The sequence below is a fragment of the Bradyrhizobium sp. CCH5-F6 genome (genome assembly GCF_001556045.1).
GTDB lineage: Bacteria > Pseudomonadota > Alphaproteobacteria > Rhizobiales > Xanthobacteraceae > Bradyrhizobium.
Genome location: NZ_LSIC01000203.1, coordinates 27,693 through 43,235 on the forward strand (window position 1 = coordinate 27,693; position 15,543 = coordinate 43,235).

At 63.2% G+C, this 15,543-nt stretch carries 14 protein-coding genes and 1 pseudogene; 3 read left to right on the forward strand and 12 right to left on the reverse strand.

Annotated features, from left to right (window positions below):
• Nucleotides 1-22: 22 nt before the first annotated feature.
• The 9 genes and pseudogenes from groES to AX729_RS36295 form a co-directional block, all read right to left on the reverse strand.
• Nucleotides 23-337: a co-chaperone GroES gene (gene groES / locus AX729_RS36255; RefSeq protein ID WP_061029556.1), complete on the reverse strand. Its 315-nt coding sequence runs from the start codon at nucleotides 335-337 to the stop codon at nucleotides 23-25.
• Between the two features lie 200 nt (nucleotides 338-537).
• Entirely contained in the window at nucleotides 538-2,379 is a 1,842-nt protein-coding gene (locus tag AX729_RS36260; RefSeq protein ID WP_061029493.1) for a heavy metal translocating P-type ATPase, read from the reverse strand.
• A 60-nt stretch (nucleotides 2,380-2,439) separates the two neighbouring features.
• Nucleotides 2,440-3,141, reverse strand: a complete 702-nt coding sequence (locus tag AX729_RS36265; RefSeq protein ID WP_061029495.1) for a VIT1/CCC1 transporter family protein — start codon at nucleotides 3,139-3,141, stop codon at nucleotides 2,440-2,442.
• A 175-nt stretch (nucleotides 3,142-3,316) separates the two neighbouring features.
• Nucleotides 3,317-3,877, reverse strand: a pseudogene (locus AX729_RS39270) (efflux RND transporter permease subunit); the annotation flags it as partial.
• Nucleotides 3,873-4,877, reverse strand: coding sequence for an NAD(P)H-dependent flavin oxidoreductase (locus tag AX729_RS36275; RefSeq protein WP_061029499.1), 1,005 nt, complete (start codon nucleotides 4,875-4,877; stop codon nucleotides 3,873-3,875). The pseudogene AX729_RS39270 and the gene AX729_RS36275, both read right to left, overlap by 5 nt.
• 23 nt (nucleotides 4,878-4,900) lie before the next feature.
• Nucleotides 4,901-6,088, reverse strand: a complete 1,188-nt coding sequence (locus AX729_RS36280) for an acetyl-CoA C-acyltransferase (protein ID WP_061029500.1) — start codon at nucleotides 6,086-6,088, stop codon at nucleotides 4,901-4,903.
• 18 nt (nucleotides 6,089-6,106) lie between these two features.
• Entirely contained in the window at nucleotides 6,107-7,237 is a 1,131-nt protein-coding gene (locus AX729_RS36285) for an acyl-CoA dehydrogenase family protein (RefSeq protein WP_061029502.1), read from the reverse strand.
• Nucleotides 7,238-7,260: 23 nt separating this feature from the next.
• A complete protein-coding gene (locus tag AX729_RS36290) occupies nucleotides 7,261-8,442 on the reverse strand; it encodes an acyl-CoA dehydrogenase family protein (RefSeq protein ID WP_061029558.1) in 1,182 nt (393 codons plus the stop codon).
• A gap of 14 nt (nucleotides 8,443-8,456) precedes the next feature.
• On the reverse strand, nucleotides 8,457-9,194 hold the full coding sequence (locus tag AX729_RS36295) for an SDR family oxidoreductase (protein ID WP_061029504.1): 738 nt from the start codon (nucleotides 9,192-9,194) through the stop codon (nucleotides 8,457-8,459).
• 342 nt (nucleotides 9,195-9,536) lie between these two features.
• Between AX729_RS36295 and AX729_RS36300 the strand changes: the two genes are divergently transcribed.
• Together AX729_RS36300 and AX729_RS36305 are read left to right on the forward strand one after the other, a co-directional pair.
• Nucleotides 9,537-10,280 carry an SDR family NAD(P)-dependent oxidoreductase gene (locus AX729_RS36300; RefSeq protein WP_061029506.1) on the forward strand — a complete coding sequence of 248 codons (744 nt, stop codon included), beginning with the start codon at nucleotides 9,537-9,539 and terminating at the stop codon, nucleotides 10,278-10,280.
• On the forward strand, nucleotides 10,280-10,957 hold the full coding sequence (locus AX729_RS36305) for a glutathione S-transferase family protein (protein ID WP_061029509.1): 678 nt from the start codon (nucleotides 10,280-10,282) through the stop codon (nucleotides 10,955-10,957). The genes AX729_RS36300 and AX729_RS36305 overlap by 1 nt, the downstream gene beginning before the upstream one ends.
• Nucleotides 10,958-10,985: 28 nt before the next feature.
• On the opposite strand, the gene AX729_RS36310 is transcribed toward AX729_RS36305, so the two are convergent.
• Together AX729_RS36310 and AX729_RS36315 are read right to left on the reverse strand one after the other, a co-directional pair.
• Entirely contained in the window at nucleotides 10,986-12,185 is a 1,200-nt protein-coding gene (locus AX729_RS36310) for a CaiB/BaiF CoA transferase family protein (protein ID WP_061029511.1), read from the reverse strand.
• 75 nt (nucleotides 12,186-12,260) lie between these two features.
• Nucleotides 12,261-12,893: a 2-hydroxychromene-2-carboxylate isomerase gene (locus AX729_RS36315; RefSeq protein WP_061029514.1), complete on the reverse strand. Its 633-nt coding sequence runs from the start codon at nucleotides 12,891-12,893 to the stop codon at nucleotides 12,261-12,263.
• 232 nt (nucleotides 12,894-13,125) lie between these two features.
• On the opposite strand from AX729_RS36315, the gene AX729_RS36320 reads away from it, so the two are divergent.
• Complete coding sequence (locus AX729_RS36320; RefSeq protein WP_061029515.1) at nucleotides 13,126-13,638, forward strand: winged helix-turn-helix transcriptional regulator; 513 nt, start codon at nucleotides 13,126-13,128, stop codon at nucleotides 13,636-13,638.
• 35 nt (nucleotides 13,639-13,673) lie between these two features.
• Here the strand turns inward: AX729_RS36320 and AX729_RS36325 are convergent, their stop codons facing one another.
• On the reverse strand, nucleotides 13,674-15,476 hold the full coding sequence (locus AX729_RS36325) for an AMP-binding protein (RefSeq protein ID WP_061029518.1): 1,803 nt from the start codon (nucleotides 15,474-15,476) through the stop codon (nucleotides 13,674-13,676).
• Nucleotides 15,477-15,543: the final 67 nt, after the last annotated feature.

Consider the following 15,543-nt stretch of genomic DNA (forward strand, 5'->3'; position numbering starts at 1 on the left):
CTTTCTCTTCGATGACTGTCCGTTACGCCGCCTTCTTCAGCGCGCCGGCCTGCTCGACCACGCCGAGAAGATCGCTTTCCTTCATGATCAAGAGCTCCTCGCCGTCGATCTTGACCTCGGTGCCCGACCACTTCCCGAACAGCACCCGGTCGCCGGCCTTGACGTCGAGCGGCACGAGCTGGCCTTGCTCGTTACGCGCGCCCGGCCCGGCGGCGATGATCTCGCCCTGCTGCGGCTTCTCCTTGGCGGTATCGGGAATGATGATGCCGCCGGCGGTCTTCTCCTCGGCATCGATGCGGCGCACGAGCACACGGTCGTGCAACGGGCGGAAATGCATGCACATCCTCCTTGAGTAGGTTCAGCGATGTCCAAAATCCGGGTCCGGAACCGGCCCCCGGGCGGCAAACGACCTAGGAACGGGCCGATCTCCGTTCAAGGGGGCTCTGTGAAAATTTTCATCCCGCGGCGTGCCGCCGGCTTGCCGAGATGCACCGTTAACACCCGCGCAAGACGCTGGGGCTCGGTGCCGGACAGCCGCTAAGACGGTTTCCCGCCCCGCAGAGCTCTCAGGGCGTTCAATATCACGGCGACGTCGATCAGTTCCTGGATGAGCGCTCCCTGTACCGGAGTGAGATAACCCAACGCCGCCGCGACCATTCCGATCACGGACAGCCCCATTCCGGCAAAGACCCCTTCGAGGGCGATGAAACGGGAACGCCGGGCGATCTCCATGGCAGGCACGATACGATCCAGATGATCGACGAGGATGACGACGTCGGCGGCCTCGGCGGATGCAGCCGTGCCTCTCGCGCCCATCGCCACTCCGACATCGGCGGCCGCCAGTGCCGGCGCATCGTTGACCCCGTCGCCGACCATCATGACGGACCCGTTCTTCCGCTCGGAGAGGACGACCAGGACTTTTTGGTCCGGCGTCAGCCCTGAGCGCACGGCGTCGATTCCCAGTCCTGCCGTAACGGCGTCTGCCACCTCCCGGCGGTCCCCCGTAGCGAGAACGATTCGTTGAACACCCAGCGTCCTCAGCCGATCAAGCAGAGCCTGCGTTCCCGAACGCAATTCGTCAGCCAGCCTTATCTCGCCTGCCAGACGGCCGTCGACGGCAACGGCGACAACGACCGCCCCGAGCGCTCTCGTCGGCTGATGGAGGTGTTCAGCTCCCTTTGGCAACTTCGACATCACGAACCGGATGCCTCCGACCGCCACGGATCGTCCCTCGACAACGCCCGTGACGCCTTCTCCTGGCGTTTCGACGACGTCGGATGGGATCGCCAGTTTGAGCCGGCGGCTCTGCGCTTCGCCGACGATGGTCTGAGCGATGATATGCTTGGAGGCCTGATCGAGCGAAGCCGCGAAGCGCAACACATCGGCGGGATCGGCGCCGGACGATACGTCGATTGCGACGACCTTTGCCCTGCCGTCCGTCAGGGTACCGGTCTTGTCGAGGACCAGCGAATCGACACGCGCGAGCGCTTCGATCGCCTTGCCTCCCTTGATCAGAATTCCATTGCGCGCGGCCCGCGAAAGGCCGGAAACGATGGCCACCGGCACCCCGAGAATAAGGGGGCACGGCGTCGCAATGACGAGAACGGCGACGGCGCGGACCGGATCGCCCGTGAAGAACCACGCAACGGCGGCGATCAGCACGGTGATCGCGAGAAAGACCATCGCGAATCGATCCGCCAGTCGCGACATCGGCGCCTTGGAACGCTGCGCCCCGTCGATCAGGCGAACGATGCCGGCATAGGTGCTTTCGGCAGCGCGTTGCGAAACGATGAGATCGAATGCCTCGCCGGCGTTGGTGGATCCGCTCATGACCTCGTCGCCCGCGTGACGCTGGACCGGAATCGGCTCTCCCGTGAGCGCCGATTGGTCCAACACCGCAAGTGCGCTTGCCACCACTCCGTCGGTCGGGATCACGTCGCCCTGCCGCACCAAGAGGCGGTCGCCAGGTACGATGAGATCCAGCGCGACCTCTTCCAGGCCGTCCGCACGATGTCGAATGGCGGTCCGGGGTACGCGCGCCAGCAGCGCCGTCATCTCCCGACGTGCGTGCCGTTCCGCAAACGCTTCGAGGAATTGTCCGCCGGCGTACATCAGGGCGACCACGACGGCGGCCAACTCCTCTCCGACGACGATCGCGGCGACCATCGACAGTCCCGCGACGATATCGAGGCCGACTTCTCCGCGCCGCAGGCTCACTGCAATGTCGTAAACAAGCGCGATCAGAACGGGAATCGCGAACGCCGCCCAGGTGCGGTCCTGCCAGGCCGCGTGTCCGAGCAGCGGCATGGCGAAGCCGAGGGCGAGCCCGATCGCCGTCAGCAGGACCAGAATGCTTCGCAGAATGAAACGGGCGGGCATTTCCAAGCTCACAAGCAGTCGAACCAGTTTTGCACGCGTGAAGCCGGGATTGGATCAGTCCTAGACCACAGCCCCGAACAGTTTTCCGACGCCGGCGGTCAGCGCCAGGGCAAAGGCGCCCCAGAACGTCACGCGGACGGTCGCACGCAGCATGTTCGCGCCCCCGGCCTTCGCCCCGATCGCTCCCAGCACGGCAAGAAAGGCCAGCGATGCAGCGGACACAATCGGGACCAGGGCATTGGCAGGCGAAACGAGAACCATCAGCAAAGGCATGGCGGCCCCCACCGAGAACATTGCGGCCGAGGCAAGCGCGGCCTGGACCGGACGCGCTGCTGAGATCTCCGACATTCCCAATTCGTCGCGCGCATGAGCCGCCAGCGCGTCCTTCGCCATCAATTGCTCCGCCACCTGGCGCGCCAGTGACCTCTCGACACCTCGTCCAACGTAGATCTCGGCAAGTTCGTCGAGCTCGAACCCGGGGTTTTCGTTCAGCTCCTTGCGCTCGCGAGCGAGATCGGCCTGCTCGGTATCCGACTGCGAGCTGACGGAGACATATTCACCTGCGGCCATCGACATCGCGCCGGCGACCAATCCGGCAATGCCGGCGATCAGAACGTCGCTTCGCGTCGCCGCCGCCGCCGCAACGCCGACGACCAGGCTCGCGGTCGAGATGATACCGTCATTGGCTCCCAAAACGGCAGCTCTGAGCCATCCGATGCGATCGACGAGGTGGTTCTCGGGGTGCGCGTGAAGGCGCCTCATATCGTTCTCCTGACGATGCCCCGAAGCAACGACTTCCTCGCGACAACCGTGCCCGGTGACAGTCCATGGGTTTCATCTGCACGGCCCAGCGCCAGGGCGGCTTGATTCACGTCAAACTTCCCCAGTGAGTGCACGTCACAGACAATGCGATCGATCCACCCGTTTCGATGCGCTAGCCGGACGGAAGGCACGCGATCGGCGACCGAAGGGCCTTCACGACCCGCTTGGAAACCTCCGGAGGCTGCGTTGTCTCATGGACGTCCGAGCGGACGGTGACGACCGGCCTGCGCTCGCGGCGCTTCATGATCGGCTCTTCCAGACGGATTTCCGAATGACCGCCTGGTCGAGCGGAATCGAACGGCCGTCGCGGCTGGTCAGCGAGAAATTCGCCAGACGCGCTGGATCGCGCCGCTCGCCGCCGGCACAGCGTGCCGGAATGGAACGTTGCGGATATCCTCGCGAACCTGCGTCACGGCGATGCCCGTGACGCGGAACTGGAGTTGCTGGCCGACCTCGGCAGGCGAGAGGCCAATGAAGTTCAGCCGATCCTGATCCGGGACAAAGCGAAGCACGGGCGCGCGATTCCCCAGGCCCGGTTCGCCTCCCGCAAGTCGGAAACGCTCCGCATGATGCCGAGAGCTCTCTCGGACATGACGCAACGTTGAGCGGGGTCAGGTCCCATGATCCGGAACTCGACGGGGAAGACCGAGGGAGGACCGAAGACGAACGCCTCAGGCGACTTTCAGAGCGGCCCCGCTCCCGGCATCAAGAAATCCCGTGAGCCTGTCCCTGATCAACCGCTCGGCATCCGCCATGATGCGGTCGATCAGTTCCTTCACGGTCGGAATGTCGTGAATGAGCCCGACCACCATGCCGCAGCTCCAGGCGCCCGCGTCCATGTCGCCGTCGATCATCACCCTGGGATAGACGCCCGCCACCTGGTCATGGATGTCGTCGATCGTGAGGCTCTTGCCCTTCTCTCGTTCGATCTCGAGCAGGTGTTCGACGCCCTTGTTGTTCAGGACCCGCTCGGTGTTCCGGAGCGCCCGCATGACCAGCCTCGTGTCGAGCTCCGACGCCGCGACCAGCGCGTTCTTGACGTTCTCGTGCACGGGCGCTTCCCTGGTGGCGATGAAGCGCGTGCCCATGTTCACGCCCGCCGCCCCCATCGCCAGCGCGGCAACCAGGCTGCGGGCGTCCGCCATGCCGCCGGAAGCAACGAACGGGATCTTCAGCTCGTCGGCCGCTCGCGGCAGCAGGATCATGTTGGGCATGTCATCCTCGCCCGGATGACCTCCGCACTCAAAACCATCGACACTGACCGCATCGCAACCGATCTGCTCCGCCTTCAGCGAGTGCCGCACGGAGGTACATTTGTGGATCACCCTGATGCCGCCCGCTTTCAGGACCGGCATGTATTGCTCGGGGCTTCGCCCGGCGGTTTCGACGATCCTGACACCCCCCTCCCTGATGGCGGCGATGTATTCCGGATAAGGCGGCGCGCTGAAAGTCGGCAGGAACGTGAGGTTCACGCCGAACGGCTTGTCCGTCATATCGCGGCAACGCGCGATCTCCTTGGCCAGCAGCTCCGGCGTGCGCTGCGTCAGGCCCGTGATGATTCCGAGCCCGCCGGCATTCGACACCGCCGCTGCGAGCTCGGCGAACCCCACGTAATGCATTCCGCCCTGGATGATCGGATGTTCGATGCCGAACAGTTCAGTGATCGCTGTCTTCACGAATGATCTCCCCGCGTTTCCGCTCAGTGGATGATTTCAAACAAGCCCGCTGCGCCCATGCCGCCACCGATGCACATGGTCACCACGCCGTATTTCGCCTTGCGCCGCCGGCCTTCGATCAGGATATGGCCGGCAAGCCGTGCCCCCGTCATGCCATAGGGATGACCGATCGCGATCGCCCCCCCGTTGACGTTGAGCTTGTCGGGATCGATGCCGAGCTTGTCGCGGCAATAGATCACCTGCACCGCGTAAGCCTCGTTCAGCTCCCAGAGGTCGATGTCGTCGATCTTCAGGTTATGGCGCTTGAGCAGGCGCGGGATCGCGGCGACCGGCCCGACACCCATCTCATCGGGCTCGACGCCGGCGGCGACGAAGCCGCGGAAGATGCCGAGCGGCTTCAGTCCCTTCCTAGCGGCGATCTTGTCGCTCATGATCACGCAGGCCGAAGCGCCGTCCGAAAGCTGGCTCGCATTGCCCGCGCTGATCGTCTTGCCCTCGAACACCGGCTTGATCTTGGCGAGGCCCTCGGCGGTGGTTTCCGGACGCGGGCCCTCGTCCTTTGTGAGCGTCACCTGCTCGTAACTGACCTCCTTGGTGTCCTTGTTGACGAGCGCCATTCTGGTGGTGAACGGCACGATCTCGTCGTTGAAGCGGCCGGCCTGCAACGCGGCGCCGACGCGGCGCTGGCACTCGAGGCTGTACTCGTCCTGCTTGTCGCGGCCGATCTTGTAGCGCTCGGCAACGACCTCGGCCGTATCGAGCATCGACATGTACATTTCAGGCTTCATCGCCATCAGCTCGTCGTCGACGGCGTGGAACTTGTTCATATGCTCGTTCTGCACGAGGCTGATCGACTCGATGCCGCCGCCGATCGCGACCTCGACCCCATCAAGCATGATCGAGCGAGCGGCCACCGCGATGGCTTGCAGGCCGGACGCACATTGCCGGTCGATGGTGGTGCCGGCGACCGTCACCGGCAGGCCGGCGCGGATCGCCCCTTTGCGCGCCACGTTCATCACCATGGTGCCTTGCTGCATCGCGCAGCCCAGGACCACATCCTCCACCTCTCCGGGCGCGATGCCGGCCCGCTTCACCGCCTCGGCCATCACATGCCCGGCCATGGTCGGGCCGTCCGTGTTGTTGAGCGCGCCACGATAGGCTTTGCCGACGGCTGTCCTTGCGGTGGAAACGATGACTGCTTCTGTCGTCATGCTGGCTGGCCTCTCTGCTTACGCGGCCGTGTCCAGCTGCGCATAGCGCAGCACGTGGAACGCGGGATCGCCGAACTGGATGTTGATGGAGGAGATGCGTTTGAAATAGTGCCCGACGTTGAGCTCGTCCGTCATTCCCATGCCACCGTGAAGCTGCACCGCCTGATCGGCTACGAACTTGCCGGCATACCCGATTTTCGACTTGGCACCGGAGGCAAGCCGCGAGAGTCCGGGATCGCCGGCGCCGAGGCTGAGGCTGAGATGCTGCATCAAGGAGAGCGCCTCCTGATGGGCGATGAACATGTCGACCATGCGATGCTGCAGCACCTGGAAGGAGCCGATCGTGGTGCCGAACTGCTTGCGGGTCTTGGAGTACTCCAGCGTGGCAGAGTTCAGCTCACCGATCGCGCCGACCGCTTCCGCGCAAAGCGCGCCGATGGCGCGGTCGCGGCCGGCTTCCAGTGCGGCAACGCCCTCGCCTTCCCGCCCGAGCAATTGCCCGCGCACATCGCGCAGGCTGACCTCGGCTGCCCGGCGACCGTCGATGGTCCTGAAGCTCTGGAGATCGACGCCGGCAGCACGGCGATCGACCACGAACAGGCTCACGCCAGCGCGGTCACGGTCGTCGCCGGAAGTCCGCGCCGAGACGATCAGATGATCGGCCCAGGGCGCGGCGATCACCATAGTCTTCGCGCCGGAGAGAACGTAGTCGCTTCCCTCGCGCCGCGCCTTTGTCGCGACATGGGCGAAATCGAAACGCGATGCTTTCTCCGTCCAGGCCAGCGCCCAGACCTGCGAGCCATCGATGATTTCAGGGATGAAACTTTGCTGCTGCTCGGGTGTGCCTGCGTGCTCGATCAGGCCGCCGGCCAGCACCACCGTCTCGACAAACGGTTCGACCACGAGGTGACGACCGAACTCGTGCATGACGATCATGGTCGACAACGGGCCGCCGCCGAGACCGCCGGCGCCCTCGGAGAACGGGGCAGCCAGCAGGCCGAGCTCGGCGAAAGCCGCCCACTGCTTCCGGCTGAAGCCTTCCTCGCTTGCCACGATCTTGCGTCGCGCCTCGAAATCGTACTGGTCGCGAAGCAGGCGCTGGACGCTGGACCGCAGCAATTCCTGCTCTTCCGTGAACTGAATATCCATCCGATCCTCCCGATCCGTCGTGGCTAGAGCCCGAGCACGGCCTTGGCGATGATGTTTCGCTGGATCTCGTTGGATCCGCCGTAGATGCTGAGCTTGCGCGCGTTCAGATACTTCTCCGACGCGGTGTGTCCGTAATCGGGGCCTGGCATGAAGCGGTTGGCGCTGACCGGATGCTCGCGGATGGCCAGGCCGTAGTTGCCGATCGCGCGATGGGTGAGCTCGGTGATGTCCTGAAATATCTCGGTGCCGCGGATCTTGAACAGCGAAGCCGCCGGACCGGGATCCATGCCGCGCGCCATCTGGGCGACGACGCGCAGCTCCGTCGCTTCCAGCGCCAGCACGTCGAGCTCGATGCGGGCAATGTCACGCAAAAATTCGAGATGGGCGGGATCGTCGGCCGGTATCTCGGCCTTCACGATCTGCTTCAGCTTGCCGATGTAGCGGGTGGACCGGCCGATGCCGGCCATGCTGGTGCGCTCGTTGCCGAGCAGGAACTTGGCGTAGGTCCAGCCCTTGTTCTCCTCGCCGACCAGGTTCTCGACCGGTACGCGGACGTTTTCCAGGAAGACGTCGTTGACCTCGTGGCTGCCGTCGATGGTGATGATCGGCCGCACAGTGACACCGGGCGACTTCATGTCGATCAGCAGAAAGGAGATCCCGGACTGCGGCTTCGCGTTCGGATCGGTTCGCACCAGGCAGAAGATCCAGTCGGCATGCTGCGCCAGCGTGGTCCAGGTCTTGTGACCGTTTACGATGTAGTGGTCGCCGTCGCGCACCGCCTTGGTTCGGACGGTCGCGAGGTCCGAGCCGGAGCCCGGCTCCGAATATCCCTGGCACCACCAATCCTCGCCCGACAGAATCCGCGGCAGGAATTTCTTCTTCTGCGCATCGCTGCCAAACGTGTAGATCACCGGCCCGACCATGGTCACGCTGAACGCGAGCGGCGGCAGCGTCCCGGCCCGCGAGGTCTCCTGCTCGAAAATGAAGCGCTGCGTGATCGACCAGCCGGGGCCGCCGTACTCCTTCGGCCAGAGCGGCGCGATCCAGCCCTTCTTGTAGAGAATCCGATGCCAGAGCAGCGACTGCTCCTTGGTCAGGTCAGTCTCGGGGTTGGGAACGCGCATTTCCTGCGGATAGTTCTCCGCAATGAAGGTGCGCACCTCGTCGCGAAACGCGGCGTCCTCACTGGAAAGGTTGAGCTCCATCTTGGCAGGCTCCGCTACCACTTCTCGCCGAAGGGGCGGATCTCGAGCTCGAAGGTCCAGGCGCTGCGCGGCTGCTGATACAGCAGCCAATAGGATTCCGCGACCGACGACGGCGGCATCAGCAGATCGGGATCATCGAGCGCATTCGGACCGAGCGCCTCGATCCGCCGCTGACGCACCCATTCGGTGTCGACGCCGGAGTCGATGATGAGATGCGCCACGTGAATGTTCTTCGGCCCCAGCTCGCGCGCGGCAGCCTGGGCAACGGCCCGCAGACCGAACTTGGCACTGGCGAAGGCCGCATAGCCAATTCCGCCGCGCAGGCTCGCCGTTGCACCGGTGAAAAAGATGTTGCCCTTGCCGCGAGGCAACATGAGCCGCGCGGCTTCGCGGCCGGCGAGAAAGCCGGAATAGCAGGCCATCTCCCAGACCTTGCGGAACACGCGTTCGGTCGTGTCCAGAATTGGAAAGTTGACGTTGGCGCCGATGTTGAAGATGCAGACCTCGAGCGGCGCATGCTTGTCGGCGTCTCCCAGGAAGGAGATGATCTCCTCCTCCTTGCGCGCATCGAGCGAACGCGCATGGATTTCGCCGCCGGCCGCCTCGATGTCCTTGACGAGCGGCTCGAGCTTGGCGCCGTTCCGCCGCCCGGCGAACACCGTGAAGCCCTCCGAGGCAAACTTCTTTGCGATCTCGCCGCCGATATAGTCGCCGGCACCGATCACCGCGACGGTTGCGTTTCTCTTTTGCAAGGCTCGTCTCCCGGTTAGGTTGGATCTGTTGAAACTATTCCGCCCAAGGCCGGAATGCCCAGGCCAATGCGGTATTGCCGGCCATCAACATCCGGCCGCCCGCCATATCGGTTGAGCTTGAAAGCGCGGCCACTGCCAACCTCCCGGATGATGAGCGCCTGTCTTGCCGCGGCGCATTCAGGGTTTCGATCTAACGTTCTTTTTTAGAACTCGTCAATTGCTAATTTGTCGTGCTCACTCGGTTGGAGCAAAAGAAAACCCGCAGGTTCTGCGGTTCTTTACATCAGCGACGAGAGCAACTAACGATAAGTACCGAATAAGAACTAATAGGAGGAGACGAGCATGGTGGAGAGCCGCGGCGTGGCGATCCTGGTGGGCGCGGGCGATGCGATCGGCGCGGCCGTCGCACGGCGTTTCGCCAAAGGAGGTTATACGGTTTGCATCTGCCGGCGTGACGCCGAAAAATCCCGGGGCCTTGTCGACGAGCTGACGGCTGACGGCCTTCGTATCCAAGCCTTCAGCGTCGATGCGCGTCAGGAAGCGGAGGTCCAGAAGCTGTTCTCCGACATCGAAAGGACTATCGGGCCGATCGAGGTTTGCCTTTTCAATGCCGGATCGAACGTCAACAAGCCCCTGCTGGACACCACCGAGAAGCTGTTCTTCAAGGCATGGGAGCTGGCGTGCTACGCAGGCTTCCTCGTCGGCCGCGAAGCCGCGCGTGTCATGCTGCCGCGCGGACGCGGAACCATTTTCTTTACCGGCGCGACTGCCAGCATTCGCGGCGGCCGGGGTTTTGCTGCGTTTTCCTCTGCGAAGTTCGCACTTCGTGCGGTGGCCCAGGCCATGGCGCGCGAGCTTGGGCCGAAGAATATCCATGTCGTCCATCTCATCATCGATGCCGGCGTCGATAGCGAGGCTATCCACCAGCGCATGAAGGCGGCAAAGGGGATCGAGGCGAGCGAGATCCCGCCGGACAGCCTGACGAAGACCTCCTCCATCGCGGAGGCTTATTGGTTCACACACCAGCAGAGCCGCGACGGCTGGACCCATGAACTCGATCTTCGTCCGTCGGTGGAGAAATGGTAATGAGCGCGACACCCGATCTCACGCTGTGGGGCGTCGGCACGAGCCGCACCATTCGCGCGCACTGGGCGATGCACGAACTCGGCTTGTCCTACAAGGTCAAGCCGATCGGGCCACGGACAGGCGAGACCAAGACCGCTGAATATACCAGGCTCAATCCCCGCCAGAAGATTCCGCTGTTGCAGGACGGCGACTTCTGCATCGGGGAAAGCGCTGCGATCGTCGCCTATCTATCGCGGATGTATTCCACGCCGGAACGTTCGCTGATTCCGGAGGCCGCCCGTGACTACGCGGCGTGGCTCGAATGGTGCTTCTTTATCGTGGCCGAGCTCGATTCGACCAGCCTTTACGTCATGCGCCGCCACCGGGCGGACGCGCTGGGCCATATCTATGGCGTCGCGCCTGAGGTCGTCGCACAAGCCGCGGAATATTTCCGCGGGCAGTTGCGCCATGTTGAAGCCGCCCTTGCTGACGGCCGGCCGTTTCTGATGGGCGAGCGCTTCAGCAGCGCCGATATCCTCCTGACGACGTGCCTCGATTGGGCGATCGCTTACGGGGTCGGCATTTGCGAGAATGCGCAGCCCTACCTCGAACGTATCCAGCTGCGGGAGGCCTATCGGCGAGCGGTCGCGGCGAACGTTCCGGTACCTGCCCCGGCCGCGATGCCGGAAAAGGCCTGAAGGATCGACCGCCGAGAAGGGACGCGGACTAGACGGCCGCGCGCACGGCGCGGTCGGCGATCATCCTGTCAATGGCGCGGTCGTCGTACCCGAGTTCGCGCAGCACGTCGCGCGAGTGCTCGCCGACCCGGGGAGCCGGCCCGCCGATCGCGGCCTGGTTGACCTCGAAGCGGGCAGCCGGCTTCGGCTGCCGCACCCGGCCGACCTTCGGCTGATCGAATTCGGCGATGATGCCGCGCGCCAGGACCTGTTCGTTGTGGATGATCTCGCTCCGGCGCAGGATCGGCGCACAAGGCACATCCGCGGCGTCCAGGCGCGCCAGCCACTCGGCCGTCGTATGCTGGCCGATATATTCCGCCATCTTGTTGATCCGCGCGGTGGCATTGACCGAACGCGCCGCCGGCGTTGCGAAGCGAGGATCCTTGGCGAGCTCGGGATCGCCGCAGGCACGGCAAAAGCCCTGCCATTCGGAATCGGAGATGGTGCCCGCAGTGATGTAGCCGTCGCTGGTCTTGAAGACCAGGTCCGGACGATCGTTCGGATCGGCGGCGGCCGCTTCGGCGCCGACCACCGTGTATTGCATCATGCCTTCCGGCCACAAATAGGAGATCATCGCATCCAGCATCGCGACCTGGATGTGGTCGCCCTGCCCCGTCTTCTCACGCGCATAGAGCGCGGCCGCCACCGCCTGAGCGGTGAACACGGCCGTGGTCTTGTCGCATACGATGGTGCGGATCATCTGCGGCCGGTTCGTGACCGGCTGCGATTGGATGTCGGCGAAGCCCGACAGTCCCTGCACGATCGGATCATAGACGCGCTTCTTGACATACGGGCCGGTGTCGCCGACGCCGCTGATGGAAACGTAGATCAGGCGCGGATGGCGCTGGCGCAACTCATCGACACCGAGACCGAGGCGCTCCATGGTACCTGGCCGGAAATTCTGAACGAGGACGTCGGCCTGCGCGACCAGCCGGGTGAGCACCTCACGCCCTGACGCACTCTTGACGTCGATCGATAGCGAGCGCTTGCCGCGGTTTGAGGAGATGAACAGCGCCGAGAACTCACCCTCCTTGTCGATGGTGGCACGGCTGCGGCGGGTGATGTCGCCGCAGCCGGGCTCGATCTTCAGCACGTCGGCACCCTGATCCGCCAGAAACATGGTCGCGAACGGACCCGACACCACGCCGGTCAAATCGAGCACGCGAACGCCGTGAAGTGGGCCGGGCATAGGCTTCTCCCTGATTTTCGTTTGTTTTGGGTCCGAGAGTGGCTTTCGCCATTCAACCCGGACAGTCGGGCGCCGTCAGGCCGACCTGGAAACAGGCTGTCTGGTCTGCTCGACGATCGACTCTTCGACGTCGCGGATCTGGTCCTTGCCGAAGAACATTTCCTTTCCGACGAAAAACGTCGGAGAGCCGAATGCTCCTCGGCTGACGGCGTCGTTGGTCAGATCGATCAGCCTCTTCTTGACGTCATCCTGCTGAGCACGCGCCATCAGCCGGTCGACGTCCATGCCCGAGGAGACAAACGCGCTACGGAAGATCTCGGGATCGTCCATTTTTTTCGGCTCTTCCCACATGTGATGATAGGCGGCGCGAAAATAGGGCTCGAAGAGTCCCTCGAACTGCGCAGCGACAGCACCGCGCATCAGCATCAGCGTGTTGACCGGGAAGAAGGGATTCTGCCGAAATTTCGTGATGGCGTGACGCCGGATGAACCGCTGGGTCTCCAGCGCCTGATATTCCGGCTTGTTCTTGATGCCGCGCAGCGAGTCGAACGGCGACATGTTGCCGGTCGCCTTGAAGATTCCGCCGAGCAGAACCGGGACATAGGCGAACTTCACGCCGGTCCGCTGCTCGATGCCCGGAATGGCCACTTCCGCAAGGTAGGCGTTCGGACTACCGAAATCGAAAAGGAATTCAACCTTCAGGGTCATCTCGGCCTTCTCCCGGAGAACGAATTGCGGTCACTGGCGATTGATCGCCGGCTCAACTTCGGGCACCATACAGTTCTAAAATAGAACTGTCAAATACACCTATAGCCTGCTGATTTTTGACCTGTCGGGATGGGTATTGTTTGGAATCCAGTACCTATCTAGAATGAAAGAACCTGCGCGGAGCTGTGCGCGACGATTCGAGACGGCCCGGCCCGGACGATCGGAGTCATGAATGAAGTGGAAAGAACTCGAGGAAGAGCCATGTTCGATGGCCCGAACCATCGGCGTGATCGGCGATCGCTGGACTCTTCTGATCCTGCGCGAATGCTTCCTGCGCACGCGCCGCTTCGAGGGGTTTCAGTCGGCACTCGGAATCACGCGACACCTGCTCGCTGAACGGCTGAAAAAGCTGGTCCGGCAGGGCATCCTGCGCCGCATTCCCTACCAGGAATCGCCCAAGCGCCACGAATATATCCTGACTCAGAAGGGCCTCGATCTCTATCCGATCATGATGGCGATCGTGCATTGGGGCGATACTCATATGGTCGACGAGCGCGGCCGGCCCTTGCTGCACCAGCACCGCAAATGCGGAAAGGACTTCGATCCGGTCATGGTGTGTTCGGAATGCGGCGAGCCACTGTCGGCCAAGGAGGTTCATACCCACCCGGGGCCGGGCGCCCGTAGCCTTCCGGCGAAGAGCGCGCCGGCCACCAGCAAGACAAAGGCACGTTCACGCGCCGCTTGAGACGGCAGCGCGCGACGCTGACGCCGAATTCGCTCTCACACCCGGACCACATCGTGGCTCTGTTCGTTCGTGTACAGGCGTTCAACCTGTTCGGAGCGAACCTTCAGCACAGCGCGCTGGTTCACGTAGGCCTTGTCGGTGATTTCTCCTGCAGCCATTGAGGGCGGATCCTTCAGCAGGGAGAAGGAACAGATTCTCTCGCTGCTTCCGACGGTCGTGTTGTATTCCTGAAAGCGATCCCTCAGAAATTGAACGACGAGAGGATCGCAGGTCAAATCTGTGGTCGAGCTCTTCGCAATTCGCGCCGCCTCGGTCGGATTCAGCCAGCACAGCAGCGCGCAGGCCTCGCGATTTTCGCCCGCAACGACAATGTCGAGCAAGACGCCACGCGTCGCCGCCAGGATTGACGCTCGCATATTGCCAATTGAGACCCAGGTGCCGTTTGCAAGCTTGAAATTCTCGGAAATTCTCCCCGTAAAGCGCAGCCCGAGCTCCGGCTTCTCTGGATTCAGAAACGAGACAGTGTCGCCGATGCGGTAGAACCCTTCCTCATCGAACGCACTTTTCGTCAAATCCGGCTGAGCGAGATAGCCGGGCGTGACGTTCGGTCCTTTGACCCTGACCTCGTAGGTATCGGAGACCGGGATGAGCTTGAGCTGAAGGCCCGGCGCGGGAAGGCCGATCTCTCCGGGCTGGTCCGTCGCCCAATGCGTCGAGCAAATCGTCGGCGCGGTTTCGGTCGTGCCGTAGCCCGACATGACGGGAATTCGCCGCCCGGTGGCTGCGAACGTCAATCGATAGAGTTTTTCCAGCGTGCCCTTCGAAATTGCCGCGCCGGCATAACTCAATCGATCCATCCGCCCGAACACGCCGGCGCCAAGATCAGGGTCATTCTCGATCGCATCACACAGAAGATTGTACCCGGCAGGCACGTTGAACATGGCGGTCGGCGAAACCTCCTTGAGGTTGGCGACCGTCTTGTGAAAGAGCTGCGGCAACGGTCGCCCGTCATCGATATAGAGCGTTCCGCCGTTCTTCAGGATGCCGTGGAGGATGACATTGCTGCCCATCGTGTGGTGCCAGGGCAGCCATTCAACCTGCACCGGCGCAGCCGGAGGCGACACGAGCAGGCTCCCCATCTGGAGGGAGCTTGCCATCATCCGGTGGGTGTTGAGCACCCCTTTGGGAAATCCGGTCGAACCGGATGTGAAGAGAATCTTCGCAACGGCATCGCATGGCACCTCACGCGATGCGCGCGCGAATCCTTCGCTCTCTGTGCGAACCGTCAGAGCCTGAAAAGGCAGGGTATCCGGCGCACCATCGACGCTGATCCAGGTCGCGGCTGCCAATTCGGGAATGGTGCGGGCGGCGGAAAAATCGCGGCCGCTTTGAACGAACACGAAACTCGGGCGCAGCACTTCCGCGATGTCCTTGAGACGTGCAAGCCCGCCCGGCATCAGAGTGTAGTTCGGCGATATCGGCGCCAAAACGACCCCGATCGACATCGCCGCAAACGAGATCACCGCGTTCTCGATGGAGTTTCCGGAAAGGACGGCAAGCTTGTCGGCTGGCTTTGCGCCCATATCGATCAGGCTTTGGCCGACCGCCCGAACCTGCGACCATGCCTCATCATAGGTGATCTCGTCCCATCCTCCCTTCGCGTTGCGCTGTGCCAGGAAAACCCGATCCGGAGCGGTACTGGCCCAGTGCGGAAGGAAATCGGTGATGCGCCAGTCGCACGGCGTCCATTCAAGCGGCGAGCTCAAGATGAGCGTGCCGTCGGTTCGACGCTCGATGGAAACCTCGCGTGGCGCAAACGTCAGTGCCGTCGTCGACATCGAAGATGAACTCCCGAATTGCAAATGGTCGACCGCATGCGGTGCTCCCGATGCCCAGCGGCGACCT